General features: G+C 70.0%; 12 protein-coding genes. 6 read left to right on the plus strand and 6 right to left on the minus strand.

Going from position 1 to position 11,927, the window contains the following annotated elements:
• The first annotated feature begins 17 nt into the window (after positions 1–17).
• The 4 genes from ACLJRM_RS06820 to ACLJRM_RS06835 all read left to right on the plus strand — a co-directional run bounded on the left by ACLJRM_RS06820 (position 18) and on the right by ACLJRM_RS06835 (position 3,847).
• On the plus strand, positions 18–944 hold the full coding sequence (locus tag ACLJRM_RS06820) for an ABC transporter ATP-binding protein (protein ID WP_101606793.1): 927 nt from the start codon (positions 18–20) through the stop codon (positions 942–944).
• On the plus strand, positions 941–1,741 hold the full coding sequence (locus ACLJRM_RS06825) for an ABC transporter permease (RefSeq protein ID WP_101606792.1): 801 nt from the start codon (positions 941–943) through the stop codon (positions 1,739–1,741). Before ACLJRM_RS06820 ends, ACLJRM_RS06825 begins: the two co-directional genes overlap by 4 nt.
• Positions 1,742–1,816: 75 nt before the next feature.
• Positions 1,817–2,785, plus strand: coding sequence for a COX15/CtaA family protein (locus ACLJRM_RS06830; RefSeq protein WP_410662590.1), 969 nt, complete (start codon positions 1,817–1,819; stop codon positions 2,783–2,785).
• A gap of 114 nt (positions 2,786–2,899) precedes the next feature.
• On the plus strand, positions 2,900–3,847 hold the full coding sequence (locus ACLJRM_RS06835; RefSeq protein ID WP_101606790.1) for an acyl-CoA desaturase: 948 nt from the start codon (positions 2,900–2,902) through the stop codon (positions 3,845–3,847).
• Between the two features lie 69 nt (positions 3,848–3,916).
• On the opposite strand, the gene ACLJRM_RS06840 is transcribed toward ACLJRM_RS06835, so the two are convergent.
• Both ACLJRM_RS06840 and ACLJRM_RS06845 read right to left on the minus strand, forming a co-directional pair.
• On the minus strand, positions 3,917–4,789 hold the full coding sequence (locus tag ACLJRM_RS06840; RefSeq protein ID WP_410662591.1) for a RimK family alpha-L-glutamate ligase: 873 nt from the start codon (positions 4,787–4,789) through the stop codon (positions 3,917–3,919).
• The gene (locus tag ACLJRM_RS06845) at positions 4,786–5,094 is read right to left on the minus strand and encodes a hypothetical protein (protein WP_101606788.1); all 309 of its coding nucleotides are present in this window, start codon (positions 5,092–5,094) and stop codon (positions 4,786–4,788) included. The genes ACLJRM_RS06840 and ACLJRM_RS06845 overlap by 4 nt, the downstream gene beginning before the upstream one ends.
• Positions 5,095–5,189: 95 nt before the next feature.
• Between ACLJRM_RS06845 and ACLJRM_RS06850 the strand changes: the two genes are divergently transcribed.
• Together ACLJRM_RS06850 and ACLJRM_RS06855 are read left to right on the plus strand one after the other, a co-directional pair.
• Complete coding sequence (locus ACLJRM_RS06850; protein ID WP_410662592.1) at positions 5,190–6,161, plus strand: quinone oxidoreductase family protein; 972 nt, start codon at positions 5,190–5,192, stop codon at positions 6,159–6,161.
• On the plus strand, positions 6,158–6,688 hold the full coding sequence (locus ACLJRM_RS06855; RefSeq protein ID WP_101606786.1) for a GNAT family N-acetyltransferase: 531 nt from the start codon (positions 6,158–6,160) through the stop codon (positions 6,686–6,688). The genes ACLJRM_RS06850 and ACLJRM_RS06855 overlap by 4 nt, the downstream gene beginning before the upstream one ends.
• An 85-nt stretch (positions 6,689–6,773) precedes the next feature.
• Here the strand turns inward: ACLJRM_RS06855 and ACLJRM_RS06860 are convergent, their stop codons facing one another.
• The 4 genes from ACLJRM_RS06860 to ACLJRM_RS06875 all read right to left on the minus strand — a co-directional run bounded on the left by ACLJRM_RS06860 (position 6,774) and on the right by ACLJRM_RS06875 (position 11,920).
• Positions 6,774–7,343 carry an FKBP-type peptidyl-prolyl cis-trans isomerase gene (locus ACLJRM_RS06860; protein ID WP_101606785.1) on the minus strand — a complete coding sequence of 190 codons (570 nt, stop codon included), beginning with the start codon at positions 7,341–7,343 and terminating at the stop codon, positions 6,774–6,776.
• 10 nt (positions 7,344–7,353) lie between these two features.
• Positions 7,354–9,609, minus strand: coding sequence for a HelD family protein (locus tag ACLJRM_RS06865; protein WP_410662593.1), 2,256 nt, complete (start codon positions 9,607–9,609; stop codon positions 7,354–7,356).
• A 70-nt stretch (positions 9,610–9,679) separates the two neighbouring features.
• Complete coding sequence (locus ACLJRM_RS06870) at positions 9,680–10,861, minus strand: MFS transporter (RefSeq protein WP_410662594.1); 1,182 nt, start codon at positions 10,859–10,861, stop codon at positions 9,680–9,682.
• A gap of 78 nt (positions 10,862–10,939) precedes the next feature.
• Positions 10,940–11,920, minus strand: a complete 981-nt coding sequence (locus ACLJRM_RS06875) for a heme o synthase (RefSeq protein ID WP_410605734.1) — start codon at positions 11,918–11,920, stop codon at positions 10,940–10,942.
• Positions 11,921–11,927 lie beyond the last annotated feature (7 nt).

The raw sequence follows: 11,927 nt of genomic DNA on the forward strand, positions 1-11,927 counted from the left end.
CCGTATCGTGACCTGTCGTGAACACCCCCGCCGTCGAGATCACCGGGCTGGTGAAACGCTACGGATCCACCACCGCGGTCGATGGACTCGACCTGCGGATGGAACGTGGCACACTGCTCGCTCTGCTCGGCCCGAACGGGGCCGGCAAGACCACCACCGTCGAGATCTGCGAAGGCTTCCTGCGGGCTGACGACGGCGAAGTCCGCGTGCTGGGCCTGAATCCGTCGAGGGACGGCTCAGCGTTGCGACCCCGGATCGGCGTCATGCCCCAGGGCGGCGGCGCGTATCCCGGTGTCCGTGCCGACGAGATGCTCGGACTGGTCGCCGCCTGTGCCGCGAACCCGCTCGATCCGGCCTGGCTGCTGGACGTCCTCGGTCTTTCGGGAGCACGCAAGACGCCGTTCAAACGGCTCTCCGGCGGGCAGCAGCAGCGGCTCTCCCTCGCCTGCGCGCTCGTCGGACGCCCGGAACTGCTCTTCCTCGACGAGCCGACGGCGGGGATGGACCCGCAGGCCCGCCGCCTGGTCTGGGACCTGCTCGGAGCGCTGCGCGCCGACGGGGTCAGCGTGCTGCTCACCACGCATCTGATGGAGGAGGCCGAAACACTGGCCGACACCGTCGTCATCGTGGACCACGGCAAGGTCGTCGTCGAAGGCTCCCCGCAGTCGCTGACCGTCGACGCGGGCGAAGCCGCGCAGTTGCGTTTCAAGGCCCGGACGCGGCTCGACACCGGCCTGCTGACCGCGGCCCTGCCCGAAGGCCACCTCGTGCGCGAATCCGCGCCGGGGACGTACCTCGTCGAGGGCGCGATCGACCCGCAGGTGGTGTCGACCGTGACGGCGTGGTGCGCGCAGCAGGGTGTCATGCCCGAGGAACTGCAGGTCGGCAAGCGCACGCTGGAAGAGGTCTTCCTGGAACTGACCGGACGGGAACTGCGCGCATGACCACGACACCGGCACCGCGGTTCGCCCCGGGCACGTTCACCCCGGCCCCCGGCCGCGGTTCGCTCGGCAAGATGCTGCGCACGCACGCGAAGGTCGAAGCGAGCCTGACCCTGCGCCACGGCGAGCAGATCCTGCTGACCTTGCTCATCCCGCTCGCGCTGCTGATCGGCTTGTCACTGCTGGACATCCTGCCGTCGTCGCAACTCGGCTCGTCGTCCAAAGTGGACTGGATCACGCCGAGGATCCTGGCACTGGCGGTGATGTCGTCCGCGTTCACCGGACAGGCCATCGCACTGGGCTTCGACCGCCGATACGGCGTCCTCAAACGACTTTCCGCCACCGCGCTGCCCCGCTGGCTGCTCGTCGCGGGCCGGGTGGCCGCCGCGCTGGTCGTCGTCGCGCTGCAGGCGGTGATCCTCGGCGCCGTCGCCGCGCTGCTGGGCTGGTCGCCGTCGCTGGGCGGAATCCTCGGCGCGATCCCGTTCCTGGTCATCGGCACCTTCGCATTCGGGGCGCTGGGCCTGTTGCTCGGCGGGGCGCTGCGCGCGGAAGCCGTGCTGGCGCTGGCGAACATCGTCTGGTTCGTGCTGCTGCTCGCCGGCGGCATCCTGCTGGCGCCGTCGACGATGCCTTCGGGCGTCGCGACGATCGTCGAGCTGCTGCCCTCGGGCGCGCTCGCGGAAGGCCTGCGCTCGGTACTGCTCGACGGTTCGTTCGGCTGGGGCCCGTTCGCGGTCCTCGTCGGCTGGGGCGTCGTCGCGGGCGCGCTGGCGAGCAAGACCACCAAGCTCACCTGAGGCTCTTCTGAGGCCGCCGACACAGCGGGTACGGCCGGTGGAACGCTCTCAGGAACGTCGTTCTAGCATCGGGCGGTGCCGTTCCAGAGCCTTGTAGCGCGTCTGCCGTATCCCTCGTTCGCGGTCCAGCGAGCGGTCGCGATCGCGGCGGTGATCGCCCAGGCCGGAATCGGCGTCACCGGTTCGGTCGTCCGCGTCACGGGTTCGGGCCTCGGCTGCCCGACCTGGCCTCAGTGCGTCGAAGGCAGCATCGTGCCGGTGGCGCACCCCGAATTCGACGCGCTCACCCAATGGATCGAGTTCAGCAACCGGATGCTGACCGGCGTCGTCATCGCCGTCGCCGCGCTGTGCGTGATCACCGCGTGGCGAGTGCAGATCGAGCACCCGAGCCGCCGCCGTCTGGTGAAGCTGGCCTGGACGATGCCCGCGGGCGTGATGCTGCAGGCCGTCGTCGGCGGGATCACCGTGCTCGCCAAACTCGAATGGTGGACCGTCGCGCTCCACTTCCTCGCCTCCACTCCCCTGGTCTGGCTCGCGGTCCTGTTGCTGCGCGCGTTCAAGGAGGGTGACGAGCCCGCCCGCTGGCTGATCCCGGACGCGGGCCGCAAGACGCTGATCGCACTGGCCGTGTCGATGTGGGCCGTCCTCGTGGCGGGTACCACCGTGACCGGCGCCGGCCCGCACGGCGGCGACCCCGGCACCCACCGGCTCCAGGCCCCGATCGAGACGCTCACCCAGGTCCACGGCGGACTGCTGGTGATCTACCTGATCGTGCTGGCCGTCTTCGGGCTCCAGCTGATGCGAGGCGAGACGCCGAAGCAGCTGTGGCAGCGGTACACCATCGTGTGGGTGATCGCGCTCGCCCAGGGCGTCCTGGGCTCGGTGCAGTACGCCCTCGGTGTGCCGGAGGCGCTGGTCTCGTTCCACGTCCTCGGCTCGGCGCTGGTGATCATCTCGACGGCGGCACTGTGGTGCGGATCACGTGATCGTGGTCCGGTCACCTCGGCCACGGCGCCTGAGCACGCACTGGCCACCTCGAACTGACCCTCCGGCAAACCGGACGTAACCCCCGGGCGGGGTGCTCGCCAGACGATGCCCTTACGCTGCGTTCGGTGCCCCACACGGGGGTCACCACCGAGTCGAGGCACGAGGTGTCGCATGACCGCCAGCACGGAGCCGGACGCACCGGCCAGTCAGTCCAAGCCCCTGATCTCCCATCGCCGAGGTTCCGGGGAGATGCTGATACTCAAGACCTTCCTGCTGGTCCCGTTCGTCGCGCTGCTCGCCGCCGTGCCGATCGTCTGGGGCTGGGGCATGACCTGGGTCGATCTCGTGCTGGCGGCAGTGTTCTACACCGTCGGGACGCTCGGGGTGACCGTCGGCTACCACCGCTACTTCACCCACGGCGCCTTCAAGGCCGGACGGCCGCTGCGGATCGCGCTCGCCATCGCCGGGAGTTTCGCGGTGCAGGGGTCGGTCATCTTCTGGGTGGCCAGCCACCGTCGCCACCACGCCTTCGCCGACCGCGAAGGCGACCCGCACTCCCCTTGGCTGTTCGGGACTTCGCCCACGGCGCTGCTGCGCGGGTTCTGGCACGCGCACATGGGCTGGATGTTCAGCCGCGAAGTGACCAACTACGAGCGTTTCGCGCCGGATCTGGTGGCCGACAAGGATCTTCGCGTGGTGAACCGCTACTTCTGGTTGTGGATCACGCTCAGCCTCGCGCTGCCCGCCGTACTCGGCGGACTGCTCAGCTGGTCCTGGTGGGGTGTGGTGACCGGGTTCTTCTGGGCCGGGCTGGTCCGGATCGCGTTCCTGCACCACGTCACCTGGTCGGTGAACTCGATCTGCCACATGGTCGGCGAGCGCCCGTTCGCGAGCCGTGACAAGGCCGCGAACTTCTGGCCGCTGGCGATCCTGTCCATGGGCGAGTCGTGGCACAACTCCCACCACGCCGACCCGACCTGCGCGCGGCACGGCGTCCTGCGCGGACAGGTCGACGTGTCGGCGCGGGTGATCTGGCTGTTCGAGAAGTTCGGCTGGGCACGGGACGTGCGGTGGCCGAAGCCCGAACGTTTGGCCGCGAAGCTCGTGAAACCCGCCTGACCCGCGGCGATTCGTCCTCTAGTTGCGGTACTTGCGCGTGCATCTACCGCAACTAGAGGACGACTTGCGTCAGGAGAGTTGCTGCCGCACGGCGGAAGCGAAGCGCCAAGCGGCGGCGGCATCGGTCTGACGGAAACCGAGCGAAGGCTCGACGAGCTCCAGTTCCAGCAGCAGCGGCCTGCCGTCCGGACCGGCGACGAGGTCGACGCGGGCGTACAGCAGTTCCGCGCGCAGGATTCCCAGCAGCGCCGCCGTCGCGTCGAGGGTGTCCTCGGCGAGTGCGCGGAACGCGGCGGGCGGCTGCGCGGAACCGAGCTTTTCCGAGACCCACAAACCGGATTCGTCGAGTTCCCGGCCCAGCATGGCGGCCTTCGAGAAGGCGTGCGAGTACACGCCGCCGAAGAACACCAGCGCGAGCTCGCCCTCGGTGTCCACACTGGACTGATACGGCTGCATCACCACGGTGTGGTCCGCGGCGTGAAGGCTCTTCAGATGGGACGCGGCGTGCTCGGCGCCTTCGGGCGAGAACTTCCCGACACCACGGGATCCGGCACCGATCGCGGGCTTCAGCACGAAGTCGCCCTTGGGCCAGCGCGGGGTCTCGTCGCCCGGCGCGATCAGGGTCGTCGGCACGACCGCGACCCCGGCGTCGCCGAGTTCGGCCAGATAGGACTTGTCGGTGTTCCACCGCGCGACTTCGGCCGAATTGGACAGCGCGGGCACGGATTCGGCCCAGGACAGGAACTCGTCGCGGCGCTCGGCGTAGTCCCAGGTGGCGCGCAGGACGACGATGTCCGCGGCGCCGAAGTCGACGGTCGTGTCGTCCCAGGCGGCCCAGCGGGTCTTGAAACCGAGGTCGGCCAGCGCCTCCGGAACGGCGTGTTCGTCGCCGTCGCCCTCCGGCACCCCGGAGCAGGAGGCGAAGATCGCGGAGCCGGTCACTTCCCCGCCATCCGGCGGCGGTGCTCGGCGCCGATCTTGGTGGCCTTCACGGTCTCGCTGTCCCACTCGGCGGGCTCGAGGTCCTCGACGGCCTCGACCAGCGCGTCGCCGGCCTCCGTGGAGGAGACGACGACGTCACCGAGCGCGCCGTCGGCACCCACGAGCACGACACGGGCACCGATCCGCCCGATGTTCTCCACCACCGCGCGCGACGGCTTCCCGTGCCGCTTCACGAAGTCGCGGGCGGCCGCGACCTGGCGCGACGTGGGGGCGGCGGTCTCGGTCTTCTCTTCGGTCTCAGCCACGGGCCGAGCTTAACCGCGAAAGGCCCGGGACGCGGAATAACCGTGGCGTCGGCCATAGTTGTGCCGGTCGGAACGACCTTGAACGAGGAGGATGTATGCCCACGGCAGTGCAGATCCGGCAAACCGGCGGTCCCGAAGTCCTTGAGCTGACGCAAGTCGAGGTCGGCGATCCCGGTGCGGGGGAACTGCTCGTGGACGTCGCCGCGGCGGGCGTCAACTACATCGACACCTATCACCGCGAGGGCATCTACCCGGTCGACAAGCCGTTCATCCTGGGCATGGAGGGCGCCGGGACGGTGGCCGCGGTCGGCGCGGACGTCTCCGGTTTCGCCGTCGGCGACCGGGTCGCCTGGCAGGGCTCGCTGGGCAGCTACGCCCAGCGCCGGCTGCTCCCCGCCGCGGTCGCGGTGAAGATCCCGGACGGCGTGACCACGGAGACCGCCGCCGCGACGATGCTCCAGGGCGTCACCGCGCACGCGCTGATCGCCTCGACCTACGAGGTCAAGGCGGGCGACGACGTCCTGATCCACGCCGCCGCGGGCGGGATGGGCCTGCTGCTGGTCCAGCTGGCCAAGGCACGCGGCGCCCGGGTGATCGGCACCGTCTCCACCGACGAGAAGGCCGAACTCGCCAAGCAGGCAGGCGCGGACGACGTCATCCGCTACGACCAGGTCGACTTCGCCGCCGCGGCCCGCGAGCTCACCGGCGGCAAGGGTGTCGCGGTGGTCTACGACGGCGTCGGGAAGTCCACTGTGGACGGCAGCCTGGCGAGCCTGAAGATCCGCGGCCTGCTCGCCCTCTACGGCGCGGCCAGCGGCCCGGTGCCGCCGATCGACCCGCAGCTGCTCAACCGCAGCGGCTCGGTGTACCTCACCCGGCCGACCTCGGCGCATTACGTGCTCACTCGCGAGGAACTGGAGTGGCGGGTGAAGGAACTGTTCGCCGCCGTCGGAGACGGCTCGCTGAACATCCGGATCGGCGGCCGCTACCCCCTGGCCGACGCCCGTCAGGCGCACGAAGACCTCCAGGGGCGGCGCACCACCGGCAAGCTCCTCCTGATCCCGTGACCGCGGCCTGGCCGGAGGAGGTCCGGCTCACCGGAGACGGTCTCGTCCTGCGGGACTGGATCGAAGACGACGTCGCGTTCATGCCGGGGCTGTTCGACAACCCCGCCGTCGCGCGGTTCACGCCGCTGCCGTCGCCGTTCGACGAGGCGGCGGCGAAGGCCCACTACGAGAAGAGCGTCGTCCGCCGGGCGGACGGCAAGGGCCTGCGGCTGGCCATCACGGCCGACGGCGGCGAGCCCCTCGGCGAGGTCGTGCTGTTCCTGCGGGAAGAAGGCGACGTCGAGCTCGGCTACGCGGTCGGTCCGGCGCACCGAGGCCAGGATCTCGCGGCGCGGTCTCTCCGGGTGCTGACCGCGTACGCGCTGGAGCACGGTCTCGGACCGCTCCGGCTGCAGATCGACGCCCAGAACGCGGCGAGCGAGACCGTCGCGCGCCGCGTCGGCTACGCCCTGACCGACTCGCCTCCCGAGACCAAGGTCGAGAAGGGGCTGGAGATCACTCTGCTCACCTGGGAGTACCGCGGCTGAAGGGGACTTTCCCCGCATCGGATGCAGCGAAGGGGCCCTTCACCACGTGAGATGCGGTGAAGGGCCCCTTCAGCTCCTGCCGGCATCAGCCCTTGTCGGTCGGGACGCTCACCGCGTCGGTGACGAACACCAGGGTCTCGTTCGGCGCGATGCCGCGGCCGCCCTCGCCGTAACCGAGGTCCGGCGGGATGATCAGCAGCCGCCGCGCGCCCTGCTTGATCCCTTCGAGCCCCTGGTCCCAGCCCTTGATGACCATGCCGGCGCCGAGTGTCAGGTCGAACGGCTCGCCGCGGTCGAAGGAGCTGTCCAGCTTCTGCTTGTTGGACCAGGTGACCAGCGAATAGTTCATCTTCAGCTGCTGACCCGACTTGGCGCCCTCACCGGTGCCGGGCTCGAGGTCCTTGGTGATGAGCTTCTTCGGCGGGTCGCAGTCGTCCGGGATGGTGATGGTCGGCGCCTCCCCGAACTTCCCAGTGGTCTTGACGTCCTCCGCCGTGCATTCCTTGCCCTTCGGGGCGGCCGGGGCCGACGACGACGCCGACGCGGGGGCCGCACCGGAGGACTGGGCCGAACCTGCGGTGTTCTGTTTCTCGCCACAGGCCGCCAGGGCGAGCACGCCCGCGCCGATGACCACGATCTTGCCGAATGTGCGCATGCGGCCGACCTTAGCCAAGACCCTCCAGCGCCGGAACAAGGTCACCGGTCTGCACTACGCCCATCCGACGGGTCGCCCTGGTCAGGGCCACATAAAGATCGTTGAGCCCGCGCGGGGACCCGGCGACGACCTCGTCCGGGGCGACCAGCACCACCGAATCGAACTCGAGACCCTTCGCCCGCTCGACCGGCATCACCGACACCCGGTCTCCCGCCTCGCCGAGTGCCTCGGACACCGTCTCGATCAGCGGGACCGGGCACAGCACGGCGACCGTCCCACCGTCCACAACGGACAGTTCGGCGTCGACGATCCCCGGCAACTCCGCGACGAGATCCGCCGGCTTCACGGAACGCAGCCAGGGCTCGAAACCCGTCTCCCGCACCGAAACCGGCGCTTCCAGCTCCGGGTTGACGTCGGCGAGCACCCGGGACGCGACGGCCATGATCTCCGCCGGGGTCCGGTAGTTCACGGTCAGCTCTTCGAGCCGCCAGCGATCGGCGACGTACGGGGACAGCACCTCGCCCCACGTCCGCGCTCCCCCGGCCGCCCCGGTCTGGGCGACGTCGCCGACGAGCGTCATCGACCGGTTCGGCGACCGGCGCATCAGCAGCCGCCAGTCCATCGCGGTCAGTTCCTGCGCCTCGTCGACGATCACGTGCCCGAAGGTCCAGGTCCGGTCCTGGGCCGCCCGTTGCGCCGCGGTCATCTCGCTGCGGCGATGCTGGCGCTCGGCGAACAGCTCGGCGTCGAGGACGTCGCCCACCCGCAGCAGTTCCTCGTCGATGATCTCCTCGTCCTGTTCGAGGATGTCGAGCACGCCTTCCGCGTACGCGCGGTCTTCCCGCTCGCGGCGAGCCCGCTCGGCCCGGGCGTCCGTGTCGTCCTCGCCGAGCAACTCGGCGAGTTCGTCGAGCAGCGGGACGTCGGCCGGGCTCCACTTCGCGTCCGTCGGGCTGTAGAGATGCTCACGATCGGTGTCCGGTAAGGCTTTCCCGGACGCGCTCCGCAATCGTTCGCGGTCGGCGAACAGCTCGTCGAGCACGATCTCGGGGGTGAGCTTGGGCCACAGTCCGTTGATCGCGGCGGCCACGTTCTTGTCGGCGGAGACCTCGGCGCGGATGTCCTGGACGTCCCGCGCGTCGAGCAGGTCCTCCCCCAGTTTGCGGGCGGCCTGGCGGGTCAGCGCGTCGAGGAGGTCCGAGACGAAGATCCTCCGGGCGAGGTTGTGCGGGCGACGCGACCGGCGGGCCCGCGTCCGCGCCTCGGTGCAGGTCTTGCGGTCGAGCATGAGGATCTCGCGCTCGAATTCGATCTCCAGCACCGGTTCCGGCACGCGCTGGCGATCGCGGACCGCGGCGGCGAGCACGTCGGCCATCACCGGGCGGCCCTTGATCTCGGCGGCCTCGCGGGTGACCGGTCCGGTGGCGTCCAGGCCCGGGTACAGCTGCCCGATCGTGGCCAGGAGCACTCCGGTCTCCCCCAGCGACGGCAGCACTTGCCCGATGTAGCGGAGGAACGTGCTGTTCGGCCCGACCACCAGCACGCCGCGCGTGGTGAGCTGCTGCCGGTGCGTGTAGAGCAGGTACGCCGCGCGGTGCAGCGCGACCGCGGTCTTGCCGGTGCCCGGACCGCCCTGGACCACCAGGACGCCGTTCGGCGACGCGCGGATGATGCGGTCCTGCTCGGCCTGGATGGTGGCGACGATGTCGCTCATCTCTCCGGTGCGACGCCGTTCGAGCGCGGCCAGCAGCGCGGCCTCCCCCGCGAGCCCGAGGTCCTGCCCCTGGTCGGCGGCGGAGAGATCGAGGATCTCGTCGTCGACGCCGACGACCTTCCGGCTCAGCGACCGGATGTGACGACGGCGGCGGACGCCTTCGGGCGAGGCGGCGGTGGCGAGGTAGAAGGGCCGCGCGACCGGCGCGCGCCAGTCGACGAGCAGCGGGCGGTAGTCGTCGTCCTCGTCGAACAGCCCGAGCCGCCCGATGTAGGTGGTCTCCTCCGCGTGCTCGGGCAGGAAGTCGAGACGGCCGAAGCACAGTCCCTGCTCGACGGAACCCAGCTGGGAGAGCCTGTCGGTGTACAGCGTCGTGGCGACGTCGCGTTCGGTGCGCGCCTGCGGGGTGCCGCCGGTCTGGCGCAGCGTCTGGTCGAGCCTGCGCTGCGCGTCGACGCGTTCGGCGTCGAGTTTGCGGTAAAGGGTGGTGACGTACTCCTGCTCGAGCGCGACGTCCTGCTCGAGCGCGTCGAGTTCCCGGTCCGGGGACACGGACAAAAGCAGCCTGCTTTCGAGAGGTGGGACAGGGGCCGAAAGGTTTACAACGGCGCCCGCCATCATCTCATTCCCGCGTGCGCACGCGGACCAGGAGGAAGGCCGCCAGGGAAAGACCGGTGGCGACGCTCGCCCACACGAGGTTCTCGTGCAGCAGGACGGCGAAGGTGGCCGCGACACCCGCGATGGACTGCGCGACGAAACCGCACAGCGCGACGGCGTAGGCGCCGTGTCCTGGCACCTCGCTCACCGCGACGGCCATGCTGCTCGGGAAGAGCGCGGCCTGGCCGAAGGTGGTCCCGCAGTACAGCGCGACGAACGTCACGAGCGCGGCCGTGAGCGGGATCCCGGGGATCAGCCACAAGGCGATCGTCAGCGCGCCCGCACCGGTCATGACCAGCGCGCCCGCCCGCATCAGCCAGGACGAGCCCTTGCTGCCCGCCAGCCGGTTCACCAGCAACGCGCCGCCGAAGTAGGCCAGCCCGAACAGGAGGCCCAGGCCGCCGTACTGGTCCGCGCTCAGGCCGAAGTGCTGCTGGAAGACGAACGGGGCGACCTCTTGAAGGAGCACGATCGTCGCGAAGCCGAGTCCGGCCGCGATCGTCGGCAGCAGGAACGCCGGAACGGTGAGGATCCTGAGGTAGATCCGGATCACGCCGGACTTCTCCTCACCGCCCCGGGCGAGCGGGATCACCAAGGTGCCGATGACGCAGATCACCCCCGCCGCGGTCAGCACGGCGAACCCGGCCTGCCACCCGCCGATCAGCCCGCCGAGGAACTGCCCTCCGCCGAGCGCGGTGACGAACGCGATGGACAGCACCGAAAGCCGTTTGGCGAGCGCGTCGCCGCCGCCGAGGTCCCGGACCGCGATACGGGCGATGATGGCCGCGCCGCCGGCGCCGATCCCTTGCAGGGACCGGAGAATCAGCAGCCAGGCAGGCGCGGTGTTGACGATCAGCACCGCGCTGGAGACGACGAACAGGCCCAGCGCCGCGAGCATCGCCGGACGCCGTCCGAGGCGGTCGGCCACCCAGCCCCACAGCACCACCGGCGCCGCCGCGCCGATGACGAACAGCGACACCGAGAGCGCCGCGAAGCTGCGCGACACCGCGAAGTCGTGCTCGATCACCGGGAGGGAGGGCAGGTAGATCGTCGTCGCCATCTGGGCCGTGAAGACGACCAGGCAGGCGACCGCCATGGTCGCCCGCACGGCGCGAACCGTGGCCGGGCGTTCGGTTGTGGACGTCACCTCGCCGGACCGTACCGACGGGTAACCCAGCGCGTCGCGGCGTGCCACCCCTTGGGACACGCCCCCCGCGAGAGAGAGTTAGAAGGGCAGGCCGATGGTCGGGAGGCCGATGGCCGAGTCGACGGCCAGCGCGACGAACACGATCATCAGGTACGTGTTCGACCGGTGGAACAGCGACATCGGCTTGGTCTCCTCGCCGCGCCGCACCGCCGCGTTCAGGCTGTGCGCGTAGAAGAGGAACCAGCCGCCCGCCAGGATCGCGAACGTCGTGTAGATCCAGCTCGTCACCGGGACCAGCAGCAGCGTCCAGGCGACCATCACCCACGAGTAGATGACGATCTGCCGCGCCACGTGCTGCGGGGTGGCGACCACCGGCAGCATCGGCACGCCGGCGCGCTCGTAGTCGTCGCGGTACTTCATGCCCAGCGCCCAGGTGTGCGGCGGGGTCCAGAAGAAGATGACGCCGAACATCACGAACGCGGGCCACTCGACGGTGCCGGTGACGGCGGCCCAGCCGATGACGACCGGCATGCAGCCCGCCGCCCCGCCCCAGACCACGTTCTGTGACGTACGCCGCTTCAGCACCAGCGTGTAGACGAAGATGTAGAACAGGATCGTCGCGATCGCGAGAATCGCCGAGAGCAGGTTCACCGTGAAATAGAGCACCACGGCGGACAGCACACCGAGTACGAGACCGAAGATCAGCGCGCCGCGGCGGGGTACCGATTCCTTCACCAGCGGACGGCGCTTGGTGCGGTTCATCACCTTGTCGATGTCCGCGTCGATGACGCAGTTCAAGGCGTTCGCGCTACCGGCGGCCATGGTGCCGCCCACGAGCGTCGCGAGTACCAGCCAAGGCGACGGGATTTCCCGGCCTGCCAGGAACATCGCGGGAATCGTGGTGACGAGGAGGAGCTCGATCACCCTGGGCTTCGCGAGGGCGGCGTACGCGCCGACGACCTGGCGGATTGTTCGCCGGCCACCGTGCGGTCGTTCACCGGTCGGATGTACGGCGCTGGTGCTGTCACTGCGTCCGTGCGCAGCGTTCACCAACGACATTTCACTC

The sequence above is a fragment of the Amycolatopsis sp. lyj-84 genome (assembly GCF_046549075.1).
Classification (GTDB): Bacteria; Actinomycetota; Actinomycetes; order Mycobacteriales; family Pseudonocardiaceae; genus Amycolatopsis.

Excerpts from the sequence above, each read along its gene's own strand:
- ACLJRM_RS06875 (WP_410605734.1), bottom strand. The coding sequence starts at position 11,920 with ATGTCGTTGGTGAACGCTGCGCACGGACGCAGTGACAGCACCAGCGCC.
- ACLJRM_RS06825 (WP_101606792.1), top strand. The coding sequence starts at position 941 with ATGACCACGACACCGGCACCGCGGTTCGCCCCGGGCACGTTCACCCCG.
- ACLJRM_RS06850 (WP_410662592.1), top strand. The coding sequence starts at position 5,190 with ATGCCCACGGCAGTGCAGATCCGGCAAACCGGCGGTCCCGAAGTCCTT.
- ACLJRM_RS06860 (WP_101606785.1), bottom strand. The coding sequence starts at position 7,343 with ATGCGCACATTCGGCAAGATCGTGGTCATCGGCGCGGGCGTGCTCGCC.
- ACLJRM_RS06835 (WP_101606790.1), top strand. The coding sequence starts at position 2,900 with ATGACCGCCAGCACGGAGCCGGACGCACCGGCCAGTCAGTCCAAGCCC.